The sequence below is a fragment of the Candidatus Campylobacter infans genome, from assembly GCF_013416015.1.
GTDB lineage: Bacteria > Campylobacterota > Campylobacteria > Campylobacterales > Campylobacteraceae > Campylobacter > Campylobacter infans.
Genome location: NZ_CP049075.1, coordinates 1,272,367 through 1,295,608, shown reverse-complemented (window position 1 = coordinate 1,295,608; position 23,242 = coordinate 1,272,367). Strand labels below are relative to the sequence as shown.

At 38.3% G+C, this 23,242-nt stretch carries 28 protein-coding genes, 1 tRNA gene and 1 pseudogene; 10 read left to right on the top strand and 20 right to left on the bottom strand.

Annotation, left to right across the window (positions count from 1 at the left end; all coding sequences use genetic code 11):
- The first annotated feature begins 3 nt into the window (after positions 1–3).
- The 4 genes and pseudogenes from ftsZ to CINF_RS06530 all read left to right on the top strand — a co-directional run bounded on the left by ftsZ (position 4) and on the right by CINF_RS06530 (position 2,933).
- A complete protein-coding gene (ftsZ, locus tag CINF_RS06545; RefSeq protein ID WP_178697028.1) occupies positions 4–1,179 on the top strand; it encodes a cell division protein FtsZ in 1,176 nt (391 codons plus the stop codon).
- A gap of 45 nt (positions 1,180–1,224) precedes the next feature.
- Positions 1,225–1,398: pseudogene (locus tag CINF_RS08995) on the top strand (hypothetical protein); the annotation flags it as partial.
- Positions 1,399–1,510: 112 nt separating this feature from the next.
- Complete coding sequence (cmoB, locus tag CINF_RS06535; RefSeq protein ID WP_179974956.1) at positions 1,511–2,377, top strand: tRNA 5-methoxyuridine(34)/uridine 5-oxyacetic acid(34) synthase CmoB; 867 nt, start codon at positions 1,511–1,513, stop codon at positions 2,375–2,377.
- 1 nt (position 2,378) lies between these two features.
- The gene (locus CINF_RS06530; RefSeq protein ID WP_178697030.1) at positions 2,379–2,933 is read left to right on the top strand and encodes a PaaI family thioesterase; all 555 of its coding nucleotides are present in this window, start codon (positions 2,379–2,381) and stop codon (positions 2,931–2,933) included.
- Between the two features lie 253 nt (positions 2,934–3,186).
- Here CINF_RS06530 and CINF_RS06525 read toward each other — a convergent pair whose 3' ends face one another.
- The 3 genes from CINF_RS06525 to CINF_RS06515 are packed head-to-tail and all read right to left on the bottom strand — an operon-like array spanning position 3,187 to position 7,514.
- Positions 3,187–4,500, bottom strand: a complete 1,314-nt coding sequence (locus CINF_RS06525; protein ID WP_178697031.1) for a TolC family protein — start codon at positions 4,498–4,500, stop codon at positions 3,187–3,189.
- Between the two features lie 17 nt (positions 4,501–4,517).
- A complete protein-coding gene (locus tag CINF_RS06520) occupies positions 4,518–5,798 on the bottom strand; it encodes an HlyD family type I secretion periplasmic adaptor subunit (RefSeq protein ID WP_240156099.1) in 1,281 nt (426 codons plus the stop codon).
- 6 nt (positions 5,799–5,804) lie between these two features.
- Positions 5,805–7,514 (bottom strand): type I secretion system permease/ATPase, encoded by a 1,710-nt coding sequence (locus CINF_RS06515; RefSeq protein ID WP_179974955.1) that lies wholly within the window; start codon positions 7,512–7,514, stop codon positions 5,805–5,807.
- Between the two features lie 160 nt (positions 7,515–7,674).
- On the opposite strand from CINF_RS06515, the gene thiE reads away from it, so the two are divergent.
- The 4 genes from thiE to CINF_RS06495 all read left to right on the top strand — a co-directional run bounded on the left by thiE (position 7,675) and on the right by CINF_RS06495 (position 10,786).
- On the top strand, positions 7,675–8,274 hold the full coding sequence (gene thiE, locus CINF_RS06510) for a thiamine phosphate synthase (RefSeq protein WP_179974954.1): 600 nt from the start codon (positions 7,675–7,677) through the stop codon (positions 8,272–8,274).
- A 32-nt stretch (positions 8,275–8,306) separates the two neighbouring features.
- Positions 8,307–9,119, top strand: coding sequence for an undecaprenyl-diphosphate phosphatase (locus tag CINF_RS06505; protein ID WP_178697034.1), 813 nt, complete (start codon positions 8,307–8,309; stop codon positions 9,117–9,119).
- 86 nt (positions 9,120–9,205) lie between these two features.
- Positions 9,206–9,282, top strand: a tRNA-Ile gene (locus tag CINF_RS06500).
- A gap of 199 nt (positions 9,283–9,481) precedes the next feature.
- Positions 9,482–10,786 carry a tyrosine-type recombinase/integrase gene (locus CINF_RS06495; protein ID WP_179974953.1) on the top strand — a complete coding sequence of 435 codons (1,305 nt, stop codon included), beginning with the start codon at positions 9,482–9,484 and terminating at the stop codon, positions 10,784–10,786.
- A 104-nt stretch (positions 10,787–10,890) separates the two neighbouring features.
- On the opposite strand, the gene CINF_RS06490 is transcribed toward CINF_RS06495, so the two are convergent.
- The 16 genes from CINF_RS06490 to CINF_RS06415 form a co-directional block, all read right to left on the bottom strand.
- Positions 10,891–11,442 carry an HK97-gp10 family putative phage morphogenesis protein gene (locus CINF_RS06490; protein ID WP_179974952.1) on the bottom strand — a complete coding sequence of 184 codons (552 nt, stop codon included), beginning with the start codon at positions 11,440–11,442 and terminating at the stop codon, positions 10,891–10,893.
- Entirely contained in the window at positions 11,423–11,656 is a 234-nt protein-coding gene (locus CINF_RS06485) for a phage tail assembly protein T (protein ID WP_179974951.1), read from the bottom strand. The genes CINF_RS06490 and CINF_RS06485 overlap by 20 nt, the downstream gene beginning before the upstream one ends.
- A gap of 79 nt (positions 11,657–11,735) precedes the next feature.
- Complete coding sequence (locus CINF_RS06480; protein ID WP_179974950.1) at positions 11,736–12,050, bottom strand: hypothetical protein; 315 nt, start codon at positions 12,048–12,050, stop codon at positions 11,736–11,738.
- 48 nt (positions 12,051–12,098) lie between these two features.
- The gene (locus CINF_RS06475) at positions 12,099–12,797 is read right to left on the bottom strand and encodes a hypothetical protein (RefSeq protein WP_179974949.1); all 699 of its coding nucleotides are present in this window, start codon (positions 12,795–12,797) and stop codon (positions 12,099–12,101) included.
- 11 nt (positions 12,798–12,808) lie between these two features.
- Positions 12,809–13,981 carry a phage major capsid protein gene (locus CINF_RS06470; RefSeq protein ID WP_179974948.1) on the bottom strand — a complete coding sequence of 391 codons (1,173 nt, stop codon included), beginning with the start codon at positions 13,979–13,981 and terminating at the stop codon, positions 12,809–12,811.
- Between the two features lie 39 nt (positions 13,982–14,020).
- Positions 14,021–14,614 (bottom strand): peptidase, encoded by a 594-nt coding sequence (locus CINF_RS06465; protein WP_179974947.1) that lies wholly within the window; start codon positions 14,612–14,614, stop codon positions 14,021–14,023.
- Between the two features lie 10 nt (positions 14,615–14,624).
- On the bottom strand, positions 14,625–14,969 hold the full coding sequence (locus CINF_RS06460) for a hypothetical protein (protein ID WP_179974946.1): 345 nt from the start codon (positions 14,967–14,969) through the stop codon (positions 14,625–14,627).
- Positions 14,956–16,155 carry a phage portal protein gene (locus CINF_RS06455; protein ID WP_179974945.1) on the bottom strand — a complete coding sequence of 400 codons (1,200 nt, stop codon included), beginning with the start codon at positions 16,153–16,155 and terminating at the stop codon, positions 14,956–14,958. Before CINF_RS06455 ends, CINF_RS06460 begins: the two co-directional genes overlap by 14 nt.
- Positions 16,156–16,212: 57 nt before the next feature.
- On the bottom strand, positions 16,213–16,800 hold the full coding sequence (locus CINF_RS06450; protein WP_179974944.1) for a P27 family phage terminase small subunit: 588 nt from the start codon (positions 16,798–16,800) through the stop codon (positions 16,213–16,215).
- 138 nt (positions 16,801–16,938) lie between these two features.
- Positions 16,939–17,262, bottom strand: a complete 324-nt coding sequence (locus CINF_RS06445; RefSeq protein WP_179974943.1) for an HNH endonuclease — start codon at positions 17,260–17,262, stop codon at positions 16,939–16,941.
- An 11-nt stretch (positions 17,263–17,273) separates the two neighbouring features.
- Entirely contained in the window at positions 17,274–17,570 is a 297-nt protein-coding gene (locus CINF_RS06440) for a hypothetical protein (protein WP_179974942.1), read from the bottom strand.
- Between the two features lie 7 nt (positions 17,571–17,577).
- Complete coding sequence (locus tag CINF_RS06435) at positions 17,578–17,991, bottom strand: hypothetical protein (RefSeq protein WP_179974941.1); 414 nt, start codon at positions 17,989–17,991, stop codon at positions 17,578–17,580.
- On the bottom strand, positions 17,984–18,607 hold the full coding sequence (locus CINF_RS06430) for a DUF6475 domain-containing protein (RefSeq protein ID WP_179974940.1): 624 nt from the start codon (positions 18,605–18,607) through the stop codon (positions 17,984–17,986). Before CINF_RS06430 ends, CINF_RS06435 begins: the two co-directional genes overlap by 8 nt.
- Positions 18,608–18,625: 18 nt before the next feature.
- Complete coding sequence (locus CINF_RS06425) at positions 18,626–18,988, bottom strand: hypothetical protein (RefSeq protein ID WP_179974939.1); 363 nt, start codon at positions 18,986–18,988, stop codon at positions 18,626–18,628.
- A 121-nt stretch (positions 18,989–19,109) separates the two neighbouring features.
- Complete coding sequence (locus tag CINF_RS06420) at positions 19,110–19,796, bottom strand: hypothetical protein (RefSeq protein ID WP_179974938.1); 687 nt, start codon at positions 19,794–19,796, stop codon at positions 19,110–19,112.
- Positions 19,797–20,072: 276 nt separating this feature from the next.
- A complete protein-coding gene (locus tag CINF_RS06415) occupies positions 20,073–20,339 on the bottom strand; it encodes a hypothetical protein (protein ID WP_179974937.1) in 267 nt (88 codons plus the stop codon).
- Positions 20,340–20,434: 95 nt separating this feature from the next.
- Here CINF_RS06415 and CINF_RS06410 point away from each other — a divergent pair, with 95 nt between their 5' ends.
- Positions 20,435–21,103: a LexA family transcriptional regulator gene (locus CINF_RS06410; RefSeq protein WP_179974936.1), complete on the top strand. Its 669-nt coding sequence runs from the start codon at positions 20,435–20,437 to the stop codon at positions 21,101–21,103.
- A 5-nt stretch (positions 21,104–21,108) separates the two neighbouring features.
- Here CINF_RS06410 and CINF_RS06405 read toward each other — a convergent pair whose 3' ends face one another.
- Positions 21,109–22,086, bottom strand: a complete 978-nt coding sequence (locus CINF_RS06405) for a 3'-5' exonuclease (protein WP_179974935.1) — start codon at positions 22,084–22,086, stop codon at positions 21,109–21,111.
- Positions 22,087–22,439: 353 nt separating this feature from the next.
- On the opposite strand from CINF_RS06405, the gene CINF_RS06400 reads away from it, so the two are divergent.
- Positions 22,440–23,219 carry a hypothetical protein gene (locus tag CINF_RS06400; RefSeq protein WP_179974934.1) on the top strand — a complete coding sequence of 260 codons (780 nt, stop codon included), beginning with the start codon at positions 22,440–22,442 and terminating at the stop codon, positions 23,217–23,219.
- The last annotated feature ends 23 nt before the right edge of the window (positions 23,220–23,242 follow it).

Genomic DNA, 23,242 nt, shown 5'->3' with positions numbered 1-23,242 from the left:
AAAATGAGTGCTTTTAGCATAGAAGAAGGTAACACAATAGCTTTTGATGTAAAAATTAAAGTAATAGGCGTAGGTGGTGGCGGCGGTAATGCCATAAATCATATTATACGCGAAGGTATAAACAAGCTCTCAGGTATGGATAGGGTAGATTTATTAGCAGCTAATACCGATGCACAAGCTCTAATAAAATCACAAGCATACACAACCTTACAACTTGGCGAAAAAAGAACCAAAGGGCTTGGCGCAGGTATGCGCCCAGAAGTTGGCAGAGAATCAGCCGAAGAAAGCTATGAGCAAATAAAAGCTATGCTAGATGATGCTAAGATAGTATTTATCGCCTCAGGTTTTGGTGGTGGCACAGGCACGGGCGCTGCGCCTATTGTAGCTCGCGCAGCCAAAGATATAGGCGCTCTTACCATAGCAGTAGTAACCACCCCTTTTCACTCAGAAGGTAAAAGACGCATGAGATTAGCCCAAGAAGGCATAGTCGAGCTTAAAAAAGAATGCGATAGTATAGTAATAATCCCTAATGAAAAATTATTAGCAATAGCTGGCAAAAATGTAGGCTTTAAAGATAGCTTTAAGATAGTAGATGCTGTGCTTGCAAATGCGGTAAGCGGTATGAGTTCTGTTATACTTGAATCAGGCGATGGTGATATAAATGTGGATTTTGCCGATGTTTGCACGGCGATGAGCCATCGTGGCTTGTCGCTTTTGGGTGTAGGGCAAGCAACGGGCGAGGATTCAGCCCAAGAAGCTATAAAATGCGCCATACAATCGCCACTGCTTGATAACATAGACATAAAAGGCGCAAAAGGCGTGCTAGCTAATTTTCGCTTTCATCCAGCTCATCCACAAGGCGATATACACGAAGCCATGGGCTTGCTTAGAGATACTGTTGATGATGATGGCGAGGTTGATATTTTCTTTGGCACCATTACAGATGAAAATATGCAAGTAGATTTAGTAGAAGTTACCGTAATAGCCACAGGTTTTGCCGACAAAGAAGAAGAAAAAATCGACCCAACCCCACAACAAATCAAACCTATGCCTACGCAAAAAACAGGCACAGATGATTTATTTGCTGATTTTTATCATAAGCCAGCGCCTAGACCAAATATCAGGCCAAATTCTGATGATTTAGACGCGCCATCTTTTAAACGCTTTATGCTAGATTAAACTCTGGGCGGGTTTTCCGCCCTAGCTTATTTTAAAATTTTAAATATGAAAAAACTTTTATTTATTTTGCCTGTATTTTTTAGCGCGTGTTATGTTAATGAACGCGGGGTTTCGGCTAGATATTATAATGATTGCCGCGAGTTTTACGATGCATCGGGTATGTATCATAAGGTCTGCGATGAAAATATAATTGATTTTGCCGACATCAAAAAACTCCCTACAAAAAAATCAAAAAACCACACAAAAATCAAGCAATTACCAGAAATTAACGAAGAAGAAGAAAATAAAGCCATCGATGAGCTTGAAAAACAACTAGAAGAAGAAAGCAAAAATGAATAAGGGCTTAAATCAAGCTGGCCTAGATGCGCTTTTAGCTCAAATCAACACGCTAAAAGGTGAGTTATTAAGCTTTGAAAATGCGGATTGTTTAAGCTTAAAATTAAATGGTGCCGATGATGAAATAATCACAAAAATCGCCCTTGATTTAAGGCCGTGGCGCAAAGGCCCATTTAAAATAAACGAGCTTTTTATAAATGCTGAATGGAATAGTTTTATAAAATTTAACGCTCTTTTAAAATATTTTGATGCTACAAATAAGCGCGTGTGTGATGTAGGATGCAATAACGGCTATTATATGTTTCGTTTATTAGCTCAAAATCCAGCAAAAATCGTAGGTTTTGACCCATCAAAATTATTTTTTTCTCAATTTTATTTTATAAATCATTTTTTACGAACAAAAATTGCTTATGAGTTATTAGGCGTGCAAGATTTACCGGCTTATTCAAGGGCGCAAGGCAAGTTTGATTTGATTTTTTGCCTTGGCGTGCTTTATCACAGAAGCGATCCTATTAGCACACTAAAACAGCTAAAAGCAGGCCTAAGCGATAATGGCGAGCTAATACTTGATACGCTTTTTATAGAGCGTGATGATGAACTAGTGTTAAGCCCTGCTAAAAGCTATGCTAAGATGAGCAATGTATTTTTTATCCCAAGTCTTAAAGCGCTTGAAGGCTGGGCGTATAGGGCTAAGTTTAAGAGCTTTGAGCCGTTATTTTCTAGCCTTACAGACGAAAACGAACAACGCTTAACGCCTTGGATTTATGGGCAGAGTTTAGAGCAGTTTTTAAGCGATGATAAAGCCTTTACCATAGAAGGCTACGCGCCACCAAAACGCATTTATGTAAAATTAAGAGGTTAAAATGCCAAACGAAGAAAACAATCAAGAACAAATCATAACCCAAGAACCAAACCCCGAAATAAACGAGTTTTCAGCCTTAAATAACGAAGATCTTGCGCGCTTTGAAAACCAAATTAAAATAAGAAATGAAATTAAGCCAGTTTATACAGGCTATGTTTATGATATGAAAGAAAATTTTGCAAAAACTCGTTTTAGCACGACAAAAGAAATGGCTTATGATGAAGATGGCTTGGTGTTTAATAGCTTTTTACATACAGCGGCCAATTATGCTGCGCAAGTGGCTATCAATAGTGAATTTTTAATCACAATAGCCTCGCGCGTTAATTTTTTGGCCCCGGCAAAAGTCGGCGATATAATCTCTTTTGAAGCCAAGGCATTTTTTAATGAAAGCAAAAAACGCGAAGTTAAAGTAAAGGGCTTTATTAATGATATACGCGTTATTGAAGGCTCTTTTTCTATCATTATCCTTGATGAGCATATTTTCAAAATCCAAAAAAAGCAATTAGAAAAACAAGCAAAAGAAAGCCGCAATACTCGCACAGCTAATAATAAATAAATTTTAAAATTTATTTATGTGCGCTCGCTAGCTGTTTATAAGTAGTTTATCGCGCTTTTAGTTTAAAATTTTATTTTTTAATAAGGGCGGAATAAAATTTAATCTTTCAAAAAAATAAAATTTTAAAATTTATTTTTTACTCTTTTAAAAAAGCAAAATTTTAGAAGTTAATTTTAATCTTTTAGTGGAGAAATTTTAAAATTTATTTTTAATTTTAAAGAGCAAAATTTTAAAATTTACTCCATAATTTTATTTATTTTTTTACAAAAACGCTTTGTAAATTTTGAATAGTTTGAGGGCTAATTGCGCCGATTAAGTATTCAAGTTTAATATAAGCTAGCACCAATTTATGTGAGGCTTCTAGCGAATCTAGCATTGTTTGATGAACCCTAGCGCGCGCATCAAAAAGCGCTATCACATCGCGCAAACCTTCATTATAACCGCGCTCTACTGAGATTTGATAAAGCTTAGCGGTTTGGACGGAATTTCTCATAATCTTAGCCTCGCTTAGATAATTGCGAAAATCACTAATGGCGGTTTTTTGATCGATTTCTACCTTGCGTTGTGTATCAAGCTCTTTTGTTAGGCTTGACATTTTTAAATATTCGCCTTCTTGCATTCTCGCATAAGTTAAACCGCTTTTAAATATCGGCATACTCACACGAAACATTGTTTCTACTTTATTTTTTTCATCGCCAAAACGCACTTTTTCTTTATAGTCATAATTAGAATAACTCAAACTAAAATCAGCAGTTGGCAAAAAGGCTGCGATACGCTTATTTTTTTCATATATGGCGATTTTAGATGCGATTTGGCTTTGTTGGTATTCGTGATTGGCAAAGACATTTTCATATTTGCTAGTATCCACGCTCTCAAAAAAATCAAGCTGTAAATTTTCAAAATCATCATAAGTGCCTATTTCTTGCCCTGTTAGCTTGGCTAAGGCTAGCTTTGCTACTTCGATACGGCGTTGGGCTCTGCTAACGCCAAGCAATGCTTGATCGTAGCGCACATTTGCTTCAAGCGTGTCCATTTTATTAGCAAGGCCAAGCTCTAAACGCTTGCTTAATTGATCAAATTTTAAACGATTGGTATTTTCTAAAATAGCTGCTAATTCCAAGCTTTTATTAGCATAAGCAAGCTCAAAATACGCCATTGCCACGCGGTTTGCTAGATCTTGTTTTGCTTGTTCGTAGATCAAATCATAGCCATCTTCTCTTAGGCTATCTTGTGCGCGTCCATACCATAAATCAGGGCGAAAAACTTGCTGATTTAGCGTAACGCCATAGCGTTGGTAGGTTTCGTCCATTTTATCCTTGATGCCAGGATATTGTTTGTTGTATTTTTCGCCATTATATACATAAGTTGCTTCTATGCTCGGCAAAAGCGTAGCAGTAGCTTGCCATGTGCGCTCTTTGGCAGCTAAATTTTCATACATCGTGCTTTTTACGATTTTATCGTTTTCTAATGCCATTTCATAAGCTTTGCTTAAACTAACATCAGCTCCGTTTGCGATGCTAATGCCAATAAAGGCTATAAAAGAAATTTTAAGAAAGCTTTTTTTCATCTTTAATCCTTGAAATTTTAATCTTCATTAAATGCTTTTGCAAACATTCTGCTAAATGGTTTAAGCAAATAGCTTAACATAGTGCGGCGACCCGTTTTTATCACTACTTCTGCTGGCATTCCAGGCACGAAAAAAAAGCCGTTTTCTTTGATTTTTTCTAAACCGCGCTCGGTTGGCTCGGCTTTTACTTGGTAGTAAGGATTGCCATAGCGATCCTCAAGCACATCAGCTGATACATAAGTAAGCTTGCCCTCTACAATCTGTGAAGTTTGCGTATTAAATGCGCTAAACATCAAATCCGCATCCAAGCCTTCAAAAACCTTATCTATATGCACGGTTGGCAACTGCGCTTCTATGATGTATTCAGCATTTGTAGGCACTAAGCTCATTATGGTTTCGCCAGGTTTTACTACTCCGCCTATGGTGTGTGCGTTAAGCTCTACTATGGTGCCATCTTCTGGGGCTTTTATGGCTGCTCTTTCTTGTTGATCTTGCATAGCGCGAAGTCTGGCTGCTGTGTCATTAAGCTTAGTTTTAGCATCTTCGTATTGTTTTAGGATATCTTCTTTAAAGCTGCGCTCTCTAAATAAAATTTGCTGTTCGGTTTCGGAGATTTGGACTAAAAGTCTTGCTATTTCAGCTTTGCCATTAGCGATTTGTCCTTGTGCTTCGGTGCGGTCGCGCTCTATATCTCGCAAGCGGATTTTATCGGTTAATTGCTCTTTATATAGCCTTTGCCATTCTTTTGCTTCTTCATTTAATGATGCTACGCGCGCTGTGCGTGAGCTAACGATAGCTCTTGTACCTTCTATTTGGTTTTGAAGTTGGTCTATTCTTTGTTTTAAGATACTAATTTCATCATTTAATAGCTTATTTTGCTCGTTAAAAATGCTTTCTTGTCCGCTAGCTGCTAGCTCAAAGCCTTTTTCGTTTTTAATATCATCAGCCCAAGTGATGGTTTTATTGCCATCTCTTTGTGCTTGTAAGCGACTTACAATGACGCTATTTTGTAAATATTCATTTTTTAATATATCTATGGTGCTGTTTAGTTGAGCGTTTTTAATCTCTATTAATAAATCGCCCGCTTTTACTACATCGCCATCTTTTACATAGATTTTTTCTACCACACCGCCTTCAAGGTGCTGGATTAGTTTTTTATTACTTGAAACTACTATCTTGCCTGGTGCCACAGCCGCGCTATCAAGCGGAGCAAAACCCATCCATAGCACAAAAACCGCAATAAAAGCGCCTATTAAAATTGTGCCAAATTTTATTACCTTATCTTCATTTTGTAACATCAGCAATTACCCTTTTTGTGTTTGTGTTTGATCTGCTACTTGGGCTGGTTTTACTGCTCCAAGCTTAGCTAAGATACTATCGCGCTCGCCAAAATAAACTAATTGCCCGTTATTTAACACAGCGATCTTATCTACGCTTTGAAGCACATTTAATTTGTGAGTAATCATTAAAATTGTAGCCTTGCCTTTTAGAGCCATTAAAGAATTATGCAATGCGCGCTCGCCTTCTTCATCTAAGCTTGCATTTGGTTCATCAAGCACGATGATTTTAGGATTTTTATAAAGAGCTCTTGCAAGAGCTACGCGCTGGCGTTGTCCGCCTGAAAGACTAGTCCCGCCAATGCCTAATCGCGTATCATAGCCATCAGGCAAGCGAAGTATCATATCATGGACATTTGCTGCTTTTGCAGCTTCTACTACTGCCTTGCTATCTATCTCGCCAAAACGCGCTATATTTTCAGCCACAGTGCCCTCAAAAAGCTCCACATCTTGTGGCAAATATCCCACATGCTGTCCTAGCGCATCGCTATAATATTGATTTATATCAGCTCCATCTATTCGCACCACGCCATGAGCTAATGGCCAAATGCCTAAAATCGCCCTAGCTAGCGAACTTTTACCAGCAGCGCTTGGGCCAATTATCGCGCACATATCACCAGCATTTAAGCTTAAATTTATGCCCATTAGGCTTGGTCTTTTTGCGTTTGGTGGAACAAGAGAAATGCTCTCGCACGCAATGCTACCTTGTGGGTCAGGCAGGGTTAATTTATCGCGCTCTACTGGGAAATCGTTTAAAAATTTATCTAATCTTTCATAGCTATCTTTTGTGCTTTTGTATTGTTTCCAGCTAGCTATTAAGATATCAAGCGGAGCAAGAGCGCGCCCAAGCAAAATCGAACCCGCTATCATCATACCAGGGGTTATTTCCATAGTTAGCACCAAATAAGCGCCAAGCCCTAGCATTAGCGATTGTGAAGCAACGCGCGTGCTTTTAGAAATATTTGCATAAACGCCAGCTTGTGCGCTAGCTTGGCTGTGAGATTCTAAGAAAACATCGTGGCGTTTGCGCCAATGCTTTTTAAGGGCTTCATTCATACCCATAGCATTTATTACTTCGCTATTTCTTAGGTTTGTATCTATTAGGCGAATGGCTGATTTATAAGTATCGTTTGATTTTTTAAGCCCATCTTTTGTGGCTTTTTCATTTAATAAAGCCACGCCAAAAAGCGCAATAGAAGAAAAAATCGCAAACCAGCCATACCAAGGATGAAATAAAAATAAAATTATTACATAAATAGGCAACCACGGAGCATCTAAAAAAGCAAAAACTCCATTTGTGCTCATGTATTGCTTGATGGAGTTTAAATCGCTCATAGCCTGAGAGCTAACACGCCCTGGATAACGCGATGAGAGTTTAAAGATAGCATCGTAGATTCTATCGCTTAAATTCATATCAAGCTGGTTGGCAAAAATAATTAAAATTCTTGATCTTAACACCTCAAAAATGCCCATCACAGCAAATAAAATCATTACTATTAAGGTTAAGAAAAATAAAGTGCTTTCAGAACGACTACTAACTACTCTATCATAAAGTTGAAGCATATAAAGTGGCGGAGTTAGCATTAATAAATTCACAAAAAAACTAAAAACTCCCGCATAAATAATACATCGTTTTGATTTTTGAATGGCTTGTTTTAACTCACCTGTTTTAATCATCTAAATATCCTTAAAATATGCCAATACAAGCAATTACGGCACTTTAAAATTGTAAGCAATGCTAAAAAAGTGCGGATTATAGCACAAAATTTTATATATTAGAAATTTTAGTATTAATTTTAATGCTTTTTGCTATAATGCGCGCTTTTTTGGGGATAAGATGAAAATTTATGCTTTGAGTGATGATGTTTTTACACCAAGAAATAAATTATTTGATAGCATTAGCCAGCTTATAAATGCTGGCGTGGATTTAATTCAATATAGAAGCAAAATTATCCCGCATGATACCCAGCTTTTAAAAAATATTTGTAAATACGCAAGATCTCGTGGCGCAACAATCATCATTAATGATGATGCGATTTTAGCCAAGCAAGTAGGCGCAAATGGCGTTCATATCGGCAAAAATGATGGCTCGCTAACGCAAGCACGCCAAATTTTAGGCAAAAACGCCATAGTTGGTGTAAGCTGCTATGATAGCTTAGATTTAGCTATTGAGGCTGAAAATTATGGTGCTAGTTACGCTGCCTTTGGCGCACTTTTTACTAGTAGCACAAAGCCAAATGCCACTAAATGCGATCTTAGCGTAATAAAAGCAGCAAAACAGCGCCTTAGCATTCCAGTATGCGCCATAGGCGGCATAAATGCTAGTAATATCGCAATGCTACAAAATACCGGCGTTGATTTAATAGCCGTGGTTAGAGCCTGCTATGAGCCATTTAGTATAAAAGAAAATATAAAAGCATTAAAAGCGAAATTTTAAGGATTATTTTAATTAAAATTTTAAGGTAAAAGATGGATATTTTTTCGGTTGTGATTTTAGGATTTATTGAAGGATTGAGTGAGTTTTTGCCCATTAGCTCCACAGGGCATATGATTTTGGGCGCAAAGCTTTTAGGCTTAGAGCAAGATAAGACGCTAAAATGCTTTGAGGTTGTAATTCAGCTTGGTAGCATTTTGGCTGTTATTGTGATGTTTTTTAAGCGTTTAGGGCGCGATTTTAATCTAATAATTAAGCTTATTATTGGTTTTGTGCCTACTGGATTGATTGGTTTAATGCTTTATAAATATATTAAAGAGCTTTTTTCGCCTAATACAGTAGCTTATGCCTTGATTGTTGGTGGCGTGATTTTTATAATTGTAGAATGGTATAAACTTCGCAAAAATAAAATAAATTTTAAACAAATCAGCACAATTAGCACCCAAGCAAATACGCAAGATGAAATTTCGCAAATTTCATATAAACACGCCTTTATCATCGGCCTGGCGCAGTGTTTTGCTATGATACCTGGGACATCACGCAGTGGCGCTACTATCATCGCTGGCTTATTGTGCGGATTATCAAGGCAAGCAGCAGCTGCTTTTAGCTTTTTGCTAGCTGTGCCTACAATGCTTGTGGCCACACTCTATGATAGCTACAAAAACCGCGAAATTTTCATAGAAAATAGCCAAAATATTTTATTGTTTTTACTTGGTGGGGCGGTGGCTTTTGTGGTGGCTCTTTTGGTTTTGCGCTTATTTTTAAGATTTGTATCGCGTTTTTCTTATATTAGTTTTGGCGTGTATCGCATTATTTTAGGGACTATATTTTTGCTTTTTGTGTTATAAATTTTATTTTAATGTTAAATAAAATCAATAAATTTTAAGCTAAATTTTATGTATTTATAATAAAATTGCGCTTTTTATTTAATTTTGGATCGGTAGCTCAGTTGGTTAGAGCATCCGGCTCATAACCGGATGGTCCCAGGTTCGAGTCCTGGCCGATCCACCACTGACGCTTTTTATTGCCCCCCGCTCTTTTCTCAAAGATTATCACAAACAATTGAAAAAACGCGCTTTTAGGCTTTTTAAACTTCTCTTTATTAAACATAATTTATAATTATTCATCAATCTTTTTAAGCACTAGATTAGGCACTACTGCTTAAAATGCCTAATCGTAGTGCCTAATTTTTTAAAAAAAGGACGAAATAATGGGGCGCACAGCAAAGCAAATTACAGCAAGAGAGATCAAAACACTCCGCCATAGCGCAAAAGACGGCAAGCGCGCAACGCGTTACGGGCTAGGTGAGACACGCTTTTATTTGTGGGTTTATCCAACTAATAAAAAAGAATTTTATTATAAAAGTATAAGCGGGCAGTGGCACAAATTAGGCGAGCTTACAGAGCTTTACACGCGAGAGAGAGCTAAGCAAGATTATTCAAAGCTTTACGCACAAGACGCGCTTAATCTCTTAGAAAAAACGCCAAAGCAACGCGCCACTGCAATCACGCTAAAACAATGCTATGATGAGCTTTTTACGCAAGCTTACGCGCTTAGAGGCGAAGTTGGCACGCGAGAGTACGAGAATGATTTACGCAAGAGAAAAGATGCAAAAAAACGCTTGCCAAAATGGATTTTACAGCCCTTAGGGGATAAATTATTAAGCGAGTTTAACGCGCAAATTTTAATTAATAACTTTACTAAAAACCCTGACGAGCTACCAACGCGCGAAACAACTAAGAAGTGTTTAATAGTGTTTAAAACACTGCTAAAACAAGCTAAAATTCGCGGATTAATTGATGATTTAGCATTCATAGATCAGGCGCGAAGTGAGCTTAAAGAGATTTTGCCAACCGCGCCCAAAAACCGCAAAGAGCGCGCAACGCTTTTAGACGATAAAAACCGCCTAGACGAGCAAAAGACAAGCGAGCTTATAAAATGCGTGATGGGTGGCAAAATGAGCCTTAACGCAAAGCTTTTGTTTGCGTTTATGATGATTAATCCGCAACGCCAAAACGAGCTTAGGCATTTGCGCGCAAGCGATTTAACGCGCGATAAAACCGCGATAAAATACCACGCCCATAACAACAAAACATCCGCGCAAGCTCTTATCCCACTATCGCCGCAAGGGCGCAGGATTATCGAGCTAGCATTGAAAATCAGCGGGGGAAAATACATTTTTAGCATTAACAATACGCCAATCAGCGATAACACATTAAACAAGTTTATAAAAGAAAATGGGCTAAATTTTACAATGCATTCAATTCGCGCGACTTTTGCCACATCAATCCAAGCCAGCGATGAATTAGGCGAAAATAGCATTTACCGCAAGAAATTAGCAGATATAATAATGCTCCACATCACGCAATCGGCGGTGGATAAGGCTTATTTTTTAGAGCAAGCAAAGCAAAGCGAGCTTTTGCGTGTTTTAGAATTTTGGGCTAACAAAATAGAGAATTTGGGGCTTGATATTGACTATTTAGAACAGCAAGTAAAAGATTTGCTAAATGAATAAGCAATGCCAAGATTTTGCACTGGGCGGACAGCCAGCGCAATCGAGCATATTTGATTTGTTAAAAGATATTTGCGAATTATGCCCGCCCCGCGCTGAAAATTAACTTAACCTGCTCCATTTTCTTGTATGTTTAGCTGCGCAGGATTAGCAAGCTTGCCTGAATTAAAGTCTTTTGTAACTAGCTCAATGTGATCTGAGAGAATTTTTGGTGCGTATTGACGCGCATTCTCAACTGCGGGTCGCATAAAAGGCTTTGCTTTTGCGTGCTTAGTGCCGTGCTCAACAAAAATAAAATAAAATGCGTCTAGCTTTACTTTTTTTGTCGGGTCGTCTTGGTATTTTGCGTTTCTAAGACGCACTTTTATCTTTTTATCAATCATTTTCGCGTAAGTTTTGCGCGAGACTTTGCGCACTTTTTTTACTAGCACTGAGCGCGCAACTTCATCACGCGTTTTTGTGCGCGAGCTTACGCTTACGATGTGAAGTCGCATTTCGCCCGTTTTGCGTGGGGCGAGCCTGCGGGCTTCATCTCTTACGCGCTTAGTAATTTCTTTTAGCGCGGGCAATAACGCCTGTTTTTTAACTGCGATCGGGTATTGCTCTAAGCTTTTCATTAGTTCTTTTAGCCCTTTTACTTCAAATTTGGCACTTCTCATTCTTGCCCCTTTTAATCATTGCGCGCATTGCTTTTTCAAACTCTTGCTTTTTTTGGATTTTTGATTTTTGCGGGGCTTTGCTAATGCTAAAATCTTGCGCAGATGCTTTGCCCCCCATAAAATTTACGATAATTGCGATTAATTGCGCCATTTGAGCTTCTAACCTGTCAGCAAAAAATGGCTCAATGTTGTAGTATTCTACCCATTCTCGCAACTCGCCCGGGCTTAAAATTGTTTTTAAGTAATTTGGGTGGGGGATTTTAAGCTCGGCGCAGAGTTTGAAAAGAAAAGCGTTATCTGGGAGTTATCGCAGATGTTTCTTGTGAGATATTTAAAATTTTTGTCGCAATTTCATCAATTATTTTAAATGCTGTTGCGTTTAGAATTTTAAGCTCGTCAGCTGTAAAGCTTGGATTTACGCAACAAGTGCTCACCACATAAAAAATAGCATCTAGCTTAGTTTTTTCATCGTTTGTAAGCTTTATAAATGTTTCAAGCTCGCTAATATTTAAAGCTCTTAGCTCTACTTCGTCATTTAGCGATGTGATGAATACTCGCGCAGGGGCTTTTTGCATATGGAGATTTAAAAAATCATTTTTGTTTAACATTATTTTACCTTTTTAAAATTTGCCCCGCGAGCGCGGGGGATTAATTAATTAAGCACTTAATTCAGCATTTAGCGCGGTTTGCGCTTTTGCTTGAATTTCTTTTGCTTTTTCTAACACTACATTTGCTTTATCTAGCGCATCTTTTGTTTGTTGCTTGGCGGTTTCATCTTGTCCTGCTTGCGCTGTTGTGTTTAGCTCGGTTGCTTTATCTACTGCTAATTGCGCCTCATTTACGCGCCTTGTGGATTCATCAAACCAAGCTTGATTTTTCGATTTTTCGGTTGGCTCGCCTAAAATTTCAGCTTCGATTTCTGCTTGCATCTTACCGCCCTTAGAGCCTTTTACCGCAAATTTTGATAATTTCACGCGTTGTAGCCAAGTTGTGCCGGTTAATTCGCCATTGTCATAAGCCTCCATAATTAAACCAATTTCGGCATTTTTTTCAAATGCTGACTTCATTTGATTTACGCCATCATTGCCTGCGGGGTCGTAAAGAATAGTTGCTGAAACTGCGCTATATTCAATAGCTCCTGTCGAAACCATTTGCGCAAAATCCCTATCATTTAAAGGCTTGTATTTAGTAACTTCGCGCGTGGCTTCATAAATCGTTGGGTAATCATCTAAAAAGCCTACCGCCACATCGCCCGTGTATTCTTTTGGGAAATTTGGGTTATTAGCTAACTCAACTACTCTCACGCTTAGCCCGGTGTAATCGGGCGCGGTTGATATTTTTTTATTGTTTGACATTTAAGCTCCTTTTATGCGTTTTTCATTTTTAAAGCCTTAACGGCATCAGCTAGTGTTAGCTTAGCATCTACGCGCTTTTGAATTAAAAGCCCGATTTGTCCGTTAATCGCGTAAAGCTCATTTAATCTTTGTAAGCTAATCCCGCCGCGATCTGCTATTTGGTAATAGCTAAAATCGCCAAATATCGCAGGCATTGCATCTTTTGCCACTGCTGGCAAAAACTCACTTGTGTAGATTGGGCGACCTAAAAGCGTGTTAGGCGCGCCAGCACTTAAAGCGGGTTGCCATATTGACAAGCCGTTGCCATCTTTAATTAACCTTAATTGCTTTTCAAAGCTGTCGCTAACGATAAAGCAAGCGTTTGCGCGGTAGCTTTTAGCTAGCGCGTAATATAAATCTAGCACTTCTTCGTATTTGATTGTCGTTTGCGTTGCTGTTGTAACGCTAGCTGTAAGCCCAGAGCAAACGCCGGTTGGTTGATTTGTGCCGGTGCCATTTAAAAATGCTTGCTCTTCTAAATCACTAAGCGCGTCATACATTTTATTTCTAATGTAGTTTTCTATATCAATAGATGAATCTTCTAAAATTTCGGTTGATAATTTTATTACACCACCACATTTGTGGGCGTTTAGCTCGATTTTGCTAAAATGCGCGGATGTTTCGGTAAATGTTGTCGCTTCGGCAAGCCACGCAAAACTTGGGCGGGTGGCTTCTACGGGAATTTGCGTTGTTGAGCTTGTGGATATTACTGAGCTAATTTTTCTCATTAGTGTTTCTTTGTTTAGCTTTTCAATTACTGAGCTAGCAAAGCTTTTAGGCACGGTAAATCCGCCATCTGCATCGGTGGTAATATTAAGCGCGCGCGCTAGCTGGTGTTGCTCGCCCGGACTTTTTGCCAACATCCTAAAAAACGCGCTGTTAAGTTCGCGCTCGCTCATCGCCTCGCGCTCGCCTTGGCTTGCCCCGGCGTAGCTTGGGCTTTCATCCATAAATTTTTCGCGCTCAGCAAGCTTTTCAGCGCGTTTAATCTCTGCTTGTAAGCTATCAAAGCGCGCATCTAGTGCGCTGTATTTAGCTTGCTCGTCAGCTGTAAAATCGCGCTTTTCATTTTGTGCGCGGTCGTTTAAAGCGCGCATTTCATTGATGATTTTTTGCGCTTCATCTCGTTTAATCTCTAAACTCATTTAGAACTCCTTGTGAAAATTTGTCAAAATTTTAAACTATCAAAAAGAATTTAGCAAGCCCGCGATTTTTTCTTTTATTTTTATTTCGCGTTCTCTTGCCAAACTTAAATTTTGTGCGGATTTTAGCGATAAAATTTCGCGCTTTTTTGCGCCCGAATCCGCGCCTCTCCACACAGCCGAAAGCTCTAAAATTTTAAAAGATGTTACTTCTCTAATCTCGCTAGTTTCGCTACTGGCTGGGGATATTACGCGCTCATCATTTATTAAATAGCCAATTGAAACATCGCTTAGCACGCGCTCGATGTATTTTTGCCGTATAATTTGCGCGGATTTATCGCTTGAAAATACGCAATCACAAAGCAATTCATCATCTACAATTCTAATATTCTCAATTCTAGCGATGGCATTATCAACGCTTGGCTCGTGGTCTTTAAATAGCGTTGTAAGCTCGCTAGTATCGGCTCCGGCAACGCTTAAACGCTCGATGTAGTATTCGCCTGTGAAAAAATCAATGCGCCCTGCATCGCTATTTTTGCTAACAATACAAAAAGTTAGCGGGGCGTTTGCGTTGTCGTTTGCTTGCTCGCCCCCCGCCAAAAAGCTAGCAGTTCTTGTTAAAATTTTATTCTCCATAATAATCCTTTTACTCGATAAATCTAAACTCAATCATTGCGCGATAGCTCGTATCGTCTTTTAAATATTGCGTATTAAGCTCAATTATTGGCTTTTCAAAGTTATAAATCGCAGCTCGCGCAAGCTCGCATTTTTCTTGCGTGAGCGCAAAAGTAGCCCCGTAAATATCAACTTGTAATAAATACTCTCTCGCGATTGGGGCTCTTTGCTGGCGCGAGTTAAGACAAGTGTTGTCTGTTGTGGAAATTACCGAATACACACAAAATGGCAATTTTGCGCTGTTTGGGGCTTCGTTTAAATAAAGATTTAAGCCCGCTTCGCGCGTAAAATGCTCTACAAATCTATTTAGTATCATCTTTAACATCTTTCATGTTTAGTGGTTGTAAGTAAATATCGCCCCGCTCAATTTCGTTCATATCCTCTAATTTTCGTATATCATTTGCGCTATAAACGCCCATATTGCGCCCCAAATTGTAGGCTTCAAAGCGGGTTTTTACATCGCCACGCAAGATGCCACTTAGATTAAATTTGAAGTAAAATTTTGATTGTTCGTGCGGGCTTAGCAAGCGATGATTAAATGACGCTTCTATACACTCGCAAAGCGGGCGAATTGTAGAATCAGCAAAGGTGATTTTTAGTTGCTCGGCGTTATTGAATGTAGCGCGCGATAAATCGCCGATGAGGTGCGGCGGCACTCTAAAAATTCTAGCAATATCAGCGATTTGAAAATTTTTAAGCTCTAAAAATTGTGCTTCGGCGTTGCTCATTGAGATCGGGTGAAATTTCGCGCCCGCATCCAAAATCATCGTGGCGTGGGCGTTGTTGCCGTTGTAATCGCGGTTCATCGCGTTGCTAAGCTTTAAATATTGCTCATCGCTTAGTTGCTGCGGGAATTCTAACGCTCCCGATGGCATTGCGCCATTTTTAAACAGCGCGTTAGCATTAGCGTCTAGGGCATTGCTAAGCTTTAAACTTGCTTGGCACGCGCTTATTGGCGTTAAGCCCTTAATACCATTATCGCTAGGCTGAAACATTACATTTACTAGCTCATTGTATTTGTAAATGCGCGTTTTGCCCTTGTCGCTTGAAACTTCGTAACGCTCTAAATCAGTGTTGATATAAACATTTTTTGATTTGATTAGTTTTAGCTCTAAAATTTTGCCTGAGCGGGCGCGGATTGGCTCTATAAAGCCGTTGCCATAAAGGAGCGTATTATAAACTAATGCTTGTAAGAATGCAACAGAGTTCATTTTCTCGTTTGGCGCAATCTCTACTAAGCGGTTAAGCTCGTGGGAGCTGGCTTTTTGCGCGCCCTTTGGCGTTTTTTCATAAAGCGCAAAAGGCAAGGTGCCGATAGTTTGCGAGAGCAAATTAACACACGCATAAACTGCGCTAATTTTGGTTGCTTCATTTGCGCTTAGTGGGGTTGTTTTGTTTTGTAAAAATTCGCTTAACCCCAGCTCGCTATCATTGCGCGTAAAAATGCCGATGTGGGCGTGAGTTTGTGGGGCTTTTTGCTTTGATTTAAAAAAATTTATCATTCTTTTTAACCTTAAAATTTTTAGAATTTTAAAGCGTTAAAAAGAATTTAGCAAGAGTTAAAGAGAGCTTAAAAAGCTTGACATCTCATCGTCTAGTTTTTCATCGTTGATTTTTAGTTTAACGCGGTTATTTACGCCAATGCCGAGCACTTTTTCAAGTGCTAAAAGTCGCTTTTCGCTCTGGTCTAGCGCGCTAAATACGGGATTTAGCATTTCAGCACCTGCGCCTGTTAGCGTGGTGGTGGGGGCTTGCTCGCATTCAGCACTGAGCCTTGCGTTGCGTTTAAGCTCTGCGACATAGCGCGTGATGATTAGATTATCGACATCTGCGCTAGATGTCGTTTCTTTTAGCATTTTGATAATTTCGCTTTTTAAATCTTGTTGCGCGGGCGCGCGCCCAGCTATTTGCGCGGGGGCTTGCTTTTGCGGATTTGCTCGCGGGCGCGGGTCTTTCATCATTAGAGCTTTTGTTGAGTTCATTTTTGGCGAATTCTCGCGGATTGTTTTTAGCTCTAAAACATCGCTTAAATAATACTTGCCACCCACGCTTTTCATATTGCCTTTGTAGCGGTGAAAGCCTTTTTTATTGATGTTTAGCATTTCGCAAGCTTGTGAAATGCTTATTAATTCGTTATTTTTTTTCATAATATCCCTTTAATTCATAATTTGGGGCTACAAAAACCGCCCCCAAAAATCGGCGCGCGCAAAATGAATACTCCCCACGCGGTGGACGGGGGGTTGCCCTATAGAGATTTGACCGCCCCTAGCTAAGCAAAAGCCCCGCTAAGCGCGCTCACGCAATGTTTTACGGGTATGGCAAGCTTTACAAAGTGATTGTAAATTGCTAAAATTAAGCTTAGCTCCGCCCGAGCGAATTGGGACGATGTGATCTACATCGCTTGCGGGCTGTCCGCACTCCCTACAAAAAGGCTCGCGGATTAAAAATAATTTTCTTACTTTTTTCCACGCGCTTGAGTGATAAAACGCGCTAGATTCTTTATCTCTAAAAAACTTATCATAAGCTTTGCTAGCGGATTTGTCGCGGTGGTTGTGGGGAGTTTCAACGAATGCTTTACACTCAAAGCAGTATTTTTTAATCACAGCCATTTTTGTCCTTTTTAAAAATCTACTTGATAAAAGCCAATGCGCGTTTTTTCGGTAATATCTAACACCCAGTCGCAAAGGCTCGCGTCATCGCCCGGCGATAATTTAAACGCGTAAAGATTATCGCTAAGAATCCGCGCATTCCACTCCGCGCCAAAGCTGACAAATACGCTATTTGCGATAGATAGATATTTGATTTGGGCGTATCTTAAACCGGGGTTTTGATATAGCTTTTTAAAAAAATTTCGATGAAGTCCCCATTCACGCTCAATATCTTGCGCTAAAAAATAATTATTTATAAGCGTTGCCATCGTTGCTTTAACCCTCTAATTTTATAACCACACCAGAGTTTTTTTCATCATCGCAAAAGCTCTCGCTAATTTGCGTTAAATACTTTTTCGTGTCGTCTTTGATGATGTTTAGCGCGCGCATTTCATCAATCATACACTTTCTAATAAAGCTATGATTGTCTAAATCTAGGCGCGTTCCGCAATATGAAAAATGGATTTTTACAGGATTTTTAAAGATAAAATTTTGAGAGTTGCGCGCATTGTTTGCTAGCTCTCTAAGCTCTTTATTCTTTAAAATTTCGTTCTTGTAAGCTAAGATAAATGCGCGCTTAATATCATTAGCGCGCTTAATTCTCTCGTAATAATTCAGCCCCGCATAAACGCTATTTAGGCTGTATTTAGCGCAAATTTTAAATGGCACAAATAGCGTGATTTTATCCATTGCTCGCCTTTGTTAGAGCTTTATTTAAAATATTATTTAACGCGGCGATTTGTTGCGTAACTGGATTTGCTACCCGCTCGGGCTTTTTATTAGCGCATTCAATCAAAAAGCACTCATCGCGGGGGTGATTTTCTCTTGCGTTTTCAATCTCGCTAAGCCCGCGCAAATATATCTTTTGCGCCATCAGTGATGGGGTGGATTTATAAAGCAAGTAAACCTTTTTAAATTTTGGTTGGATAAATTGATTTAAGTCTTGCTCGCTCGCGTTATTGATAAACGCCCAGCCCCCGATGTGAGCTACCGCGTGAGTGATAGCTTCATCTTTGAAATCAACGCTTTTATACGCCCCACACTCATAAATCGCGTAAATTAGCGTATCCCACGCGCTCCCAGCGCTAGCTTCGTTATCATCGCTAAAAGTAGCTAAAATAGTTGCGACTTTTGGGAGCGTTGCGTATTCGTAAGTTTGAATTACTCTAAACAGCGCAAGCTCTAAACTTTTGCGCTCTAAGTGTTTGAGCGATTGATAATAAATATTTAGCGCGCTAGTGTTAAGTTTTGCGTTAAAATATTCGCAAAACGGCGTAAAAATTTCGATGAATTCTTGCTTTTCCATTGTTTTCTCCCTTGGATTTTAATTTTCTTGCTCTAAAAACTCGATATATTCGCTTTTATCGGGCGGTTTTGGCGTTTCATTTGCTAAAAACTCAGCAAACGCGCGCTGTGTTTGCTCGGATAGCCCCGAATTTGAAAAAAACGGGGACGTGCTTTGCTGGGGCGGGGGTTTTTGCGGAGATGGCAAGAATACGCCAACCCAATTGTTAGAGATTGAATTTTTAAGCGATTGTTCGCCAAGCTCGGCAAAATTTGCGATTTTCTCACAATGGGCTTTTATTGAAACTTCGCAATAATATTGCCTGCGCGCTTTGCGAAACTCGCAATATTCGCTCCACAAATCCTCGCTAATATTTGCGGGTTTGTCGCTAGCTTGTAGCAATCGCTTTTTATTCGCGCTTGTTTGTGGAGCTGCGCTTGGCTTTTCTTTTAGGGGCTCGGGTGAAATTACCTCAGCGGGTTGCTCGTTTTGCTCATTTTCAGTGATAGCGCGTTTAATGCCCCTAGCAAGCCCGTAAATCGATTTTCGCTTTTTGGCGGTGGTTGGTTTCGTTTAAAGTGGCGTTTGGCTCTTGGTGGCTCTCTTTCGCGCTTAAATCGCTATTATTTTTAAGGCTTGTTGTAGAGTTAGCTTTAAGGCTTGTTTGGTCGCTTAAAAAATTTTGATTTAATCGCTCGCTTTTTGGCTTAACCCCTAGCGCGCTTTCGCGCGCGTATTTTTTGTTGTTATTTTTGTTGTTATTTTTGCATATAGGTAGGATTTGGTATTTTATGCCATATTGATTTGGTATTTTATGCCATATTAATTTGGTATTTTCTGCCATATTAATTTGGTATTTTCTACCTAATTGGCGCGATAACGATTTTAAGGCTTTTTCAAGGGCTTTTATATCTAAAAAATAATAAGTTACTGGCGGAGTAGATTTTATTTCAATTTTTAGAAAATTTAGCTGTTTTAATGCTGGTTTTACTTGTTTTCTAAAATTTTCATAATTTAAATAGCATTCATCGCAAAGCTCTTGATCTGATTTGTAAATTTCGGTGCTGTTTGTGTAAAAAAACCAGTTTAAAAGCTGAGTAAGAGCGAGCGCGGCTTTTATATTGCCCCCGCACAAATCAATCGCGGTGGGCTGTAAATAAATGCCTGTGTTATTTGCGCTGTAAAGCTGTTTTAATTCTTGTAAATTCATTTTTTTGCCCCCTAGAATTAACACTTTTAAAAGTCTTATAAAGCAGGACAGAAAATTTGTGGGGCAAAATTCTAGTAAAAGAGAGTGATGCTTTGCTCTATAAGACTTTTAAAAATGTTAAAAAACGCAAGCTAAAAGCTTGTTATAAAATTTTAAGTATTCACCTATCACGCCACTTTCAAAACTAAACTAAGGACAAACTGATATGAGAAATCTAACAAAATAGAGATCACAAAATTGAAAAATTAAAAAAAGTGGCGCGATAGCTAAATACTCTTAACTAAAATCAAAATTTTGATAATCAATCCCCCTTTTTTCGCAATATCTTTGCGACTTCTCACAGCCATTTTTAGCTAGCCAAGCGCGAATGTTGCGGCCCCATGCGCACTTAGGTATGCGCCATTTTTTGTCTAAATAAAGCTCCCAAACAATGTCTGAGCGCGGGCGTTTATCTGCTGAGCTACAAAGATAAACATTAATGCTATTTCGCTTGAGGTGATATTCGCTTAATTTTTGGATTAACTTTTGCTTATAACTTTTCATAAAAAAATATTACTAAATCTTTTATAAAAAATTACTTAAAGTTATTTGTAATAAAATAAAATTTTTAGTATATTCACAAAAAAAAAGGACAAAAAATGAATTTTGGTGAAAAATTAAAAGCATTAATGAAAGCAAAAAAAATCAATAGCATAGAGCTTGCAAAAATGTTAAAATTAACCCAGCCTGCGATTAGCCACTGGCTAAACAATAAGAAAAAGCCTAACTTAGAAAAAGCGCAAGAATTAGCACAAATTTTTGGGGTTAGCGTTGATTATTTATTAAATAATAGCTCTGTGATGACAAATAGCGCACCTTTTCACAATATTGATGTTTTTGAGATGGTCGCAGGCTTTGGCACTGAGGGCTATTTAGATAGTGATTTTCGCGTAGAGGCGCAAATTGCCCTGCCAAGCGAGTTTTTAGGCAGTATTTCGCCAAAATACGCCAAAATAATTAGGTGCCTTGGCGATAGTATGGAGCCTGAGTTTAGCGATGGCGATTATATGATGATTGAAATGCTAGCAAATCGCAACTATATAAAGCGCGCGGGGATTTATTTAGTTAGGCTTGATAATATAATTTATATTAAGCGCGTTGAGTTTTTGCCAAACAACGATATAAAGCTAATTAGCATTAACCCTAATTACCCGCCATTTACGGCATCATCAACGGGCTATGAATGGGAGATTTTAGCCTGCGTTTTTGGGCGAATTTCAGTAAAAATCGGCAGCGGATTTCAGTTTGACCCGCAAGGCATTAAATAACGCTATTATAAGCTTTGTATAAAATTATACGCTTCTTTTTCAACTGCATTTAACTCTTTTTTAATATCTGCTATTTCTTGTGAAAATTGCTTTAATTTTTCTTTGTCGTTTTTGGCTATTTGCTTAGCGTATTTTTCAAAGCTAGTGCGCGCAGGTGCTTGCTCTTTTAAAAAGCTTGCGATTATTTCGCTATTTAATAGCTTTTCGCTATCAAAAGAAAGCAAAAGCGCAAGCGCGCAATCTTTTTCTTTCGGGCTTACTCTCGCATCAGCTTTGATTAAATACAAAATAACGCTAATCCACCCGCGATAAGCGCGCGCAAATGTTTTAATATATTTTGTTTGCTTTTTGTCTAAAATTTCGTCATCTCTTATTTGAATAATTAGCTTTAAAAGCTCTAATGTGGCAAGCGCGTCATCGCTTGCTCGGTGCGTTGGCAAGCTCAGGTTTAAATCGCGCGCTAAGTTCGCAAGGCTGTAACTTTTTTGATATGGCAAAAACTCTTTTGCACTTAAAAATGTGCATAAAAACGCGTTTTTAAACTTGCGCTTTAAATATCGATGATAATTATATAGCAAAAATCCCGCGTCAAATTTGGTGTTATGGCAGACTATTACATTATCATCTATAAACTCGCTTAGCTCTTGTAGCGCGCTTTTAATATCAACGCCCGATTTAATCATCTCATCGCTAATATTAGTAAGAGCCTTAATTTCTTTTGGCAGGCGTTTTTTAATGTTTATTATCCACGATTTTTGCGTGGTTTGCTCGGTTTTGAAGTTGTATTTGAGCGCAGCAATCTCTATGATTTTGTCTTTTAACGCGTCTAAGCCCGTTGTTTCTAAATCGATAACTACTATTTCATCGCTGTTAAGCTCGCTAAGCTTAATAGCGTAATAAGTAAAATTTTTAGGCTTTTTGTAAGTTTTATAAATAATGTAGCAAACTAGCGAAAAAAAGCTAACAACTACCCAGTGTTCCATATCATTTCCCTTTTTTCATCAAGTATAACAAATTTTTATAATTTTTACAAAGTCTAAATCAAGCTGATTTATAAATTTTTGTAATATATTTTATTACTTTAAGTAATTTTTAAAGTAATATTTAGTAATATTCCACCAAGCAAAAAAATTGCGGGGCTTTTAAGCCCAAGTTTTTTAAATTATCATTGTTAAACACTTAAAAAAGCTAAAAATACTCTAAATGCTAAGCTATTAAAATAGGTAAAATTTTTAGGCTTTTAACTTTCACTAGTTATTCAATTTCAAAACAAAATAAAACAAAATAAAACAAAATAAAACAAAATAAAACAAAATAAAACAAAAAAGGACATCAAATGAAAAACGCAAACTTTTTCAAACAAAATTTAATCGAGAGTGAGTTGCTAAAATCTTCGTTAAAGATGCTTTACAAGTGTGATGAAGAGCGCTTTTTAAATATCCTAAATAACGAGAGCTTTATTTTAAATAATAGCTTAGCAAATAAAAACAACGCGGACAGCGATGAGGTTTTTTTTGTTAAATGTTGCCGCAAATTTAATCGCAGAAAAAAACTTTTCACACAAGAAGCACAAGATAAAATCGATGAATTCGCTAGCTTATACAATCGTTCGCTATATGAAAATGAGATATCAGTTATAAAGCAACTATCAATAACGATTTGGACTAGTTTTGCAGCTTTTATAAAAGATGTAGATGATTATTTTGATGCCCGCCTGCAATGCGTTTATGATTATGATAAAAATCTCTCAAATGAGCTAAAAGATGAGATGACAAGGTTTAGGCGCGATTTTGCTAAATATGTGAATAATTTAGATTATTGTTTTTATGATTGTGGCAATATCTATCGCAATTTTTCAATCAATGAAAATAGAGCAAATGTTGTCGAGGCAATTAAACAAGTAAAAGACTTTATTGCTACTTTAAAAGCTAAATTCTCACAAGAATTTAAAAAAAATGAATGGTTAAACGAAGCTTTAAGCGATATCGATGATTTCGCAAATAAAATGCTTAAGCGCGCGCAATACAGGTTAATAGATAACACTATTAACTTTGATTGGGCTTACGATAATAACAAAGTAGAACGCACAAGCTACTTCAAAGAGAGAGAAATTTAATTTACGCGCGGCAACCACGCGCA

What these genes read in the sequence shown, in the direction of transcription:
- ftsZ (WP_178697028.1), top strand. Translation starts at nt 4, where the DNA reads ATGAGTGCTTTTAGCATAGAAGAAGGTAACACAATAGCTTTTGATGTA.
- cmoB (WP_179974956.1), top strand. Translation starts at nt 1,511, where the DNA reads ATGAATAAGGGCTTAAATCAAGCTGGCCTAGATGCGCTTTTAGCTCAA.
- CINF_RS06530 (WP_178697030.1), top strand. Translation starts at nt 2,379, where the DNA reads ATGCCAAACGAAGAAAACAATCAAGAACAAATCATAACCCAAGAACCA.
- CINF_RS06525 (WP_178697031.1), bottom strand. Translation starts at nt 4,500, where the DNA reads ATGAAAAAAAGCTTTCTTAAAATTTCTTTTATAGCCTTTATTGGCATT.
- CINF_RS06520 (WP_240156099.1), bottom strand. Translation starts at nt 5,798, where the DNA reads ATGTTACAAAATGAAGATAAGGTAATAAAATTTGGCACAATTTTAATA.
- CINF_RS06515 (WP_179974955.1), bottom strand. Translation starts at nt 7,514, where the DNA reads ATGATTAAAACAGGTGAGTTAAAACAAGCCATTCAAAAATCAAAACGA.
- thiE (WP_179974954.1), top strand. Translation starts at nt 7,675, where the DNA reads ATGAAAATTTATGCTTTGAGTGATGATGTTTTTACACCAAGAAATAAA.
- CINF_RS06505 (WP_178697034.1), top strand. Translation starts at nt 8,307, where the DNA reads ATGGATATTTTTTCGGTTGTGATTTTAGGATTTATTGAAGGATTGAGT.
- CINF_RS06495 (WP_179974953.1), top strand. Translation starts at nt 9,482, where the DNA reads ATGGGGCGCACAGCAAAGCAAATTACAGCAAGAGAGATCAAAACACTC.
- CINF_RS06490 (WP_179974952.1), bottom strand. Translation starts at nt 11,442, where the DNA reads ATGAGAAGTGCCAAATTTGAAGTAAAAGGGCTAAAAGAACTAATGAAA.
- CINF_RS06480 (WP_179974950.1), bottom strand. Translation starts at nt 12,050, where the DNA reads ATGTTAAACAAAAATGATTTTTTAAATCTCCATATGCAAAAAGCCCCT.
- CINF_RS06475 (WP_179974949.1), bottom strand. Translation starts at nt 12,797, where the DNA reads ATGTCAAACAATAAAAAAATATCAACCGCGCCCGATTACACCGGGCTA.
- CINF_RS06470 (WP_179974948.1), bottom strand. Translation starts at nt 13,981, where the DNA reads ATGAGTTTAGAGATTAAACGAGATGAAGCGCAAAAAATCATCAATGAA.
- CINF_RS06465 (WP_179974947.1), bottom strand. Translation starts at nt 14,614, where the DNA reads ATGGAGAATAAAATTTTAACAAGAACTGCTAGCTTTTTGGCGGGGGGC.
- CINF_RS06460 (WP_179974946.1), bottom strand. Translation starts at nt 14,969, where the DNA reads ATGATACTAAATAGATTTGTAGAGCATTTTACGCGCGAAGCGGGCTTA.
- CINF_RS06455 (WP_179974945.1), bottom strand. Translation starts at nt 16,155, where the DNA reads ATGATAAATTTTTTTAAATCAAAGCAAAAAGCCCCACAAACTCACGCC.
- CINF_RS06450 (WP_179974944.1), bottom strand. Translation starts at nt 16,800, where the DNA reads ATGAAAAAAAATAACGAATTAATAAGCATTTCACAAGCTTGCGAAATG.
- CINF_RS06445 (WP_179974943.1), bottom strand. Translation starts at nt 17,262, where the DNA reads ATGGCTGTGATTAAAAAATACTGCTTTGAGTGTAAAGCATTCGTTGAA.
- CINF_RS06440 (WP_179974942.1), bottom strand. Translation starts at nt 17,570, where the DNA reads ATGGCAACGCTTATAAATAATTATTTTTTAGCGCAAGATATTGAGCGT.
- CINF_RS06435 (WP_179974941.1), bottom strand. Translation starts at nt 17,991, where the DNA reads ATGGATAAAATCACGCTATTTGTGCCATTTAAAATTTGCGCTAAATAC.
- CINF_RS06430 (WP_179974940.1), bottom strand. Translation starts at nt 18,607, where the DNA reads ATGGAAAAGCAAGAATTCATCGAAATTTTTACGCCGTTTTGCGAATAT.
- CINF_RS06420 (WP_179974938.1), bottom strand. Translation starts at nt 19,796, where the DNA reads ATGAATTTACAAGAATTAAAACAGCTTTACAGCGCAAATAACACAGGC.
- CINF_RS06415 (WP_179974937.1), bottom strand. Translation starts at nt 20,339, where the DNA reads ATGAAAAGTTATAAGCAAAAGTTAATCCAAAAATTAAGCGAATATCAC.
- CINF_RS06410 (WP_179974936.1), top strand. Translation starts at nt 20,435, where the DNA reads ATGAATTTTGGTGAAAAATTAAAAGCATTAATGAAAGCAAAAAAAATC.
- CINF_RS06405 (WP_179974935.1), bottom strand. Translation starts at nt 22,086, where the DNA reads ATGGAACACTGGGTAGTTGTTAGCTTTTTTTCGCTAGTTTGCTACATT.
- CINF_RS06400 (WP_179974934.1), top strand. Translation starts at nt 22,440, where the DNA reads ATGAAAAACGCAAACTTTTTCAAACAAAATTTAATCGAGAGTGAGTTG.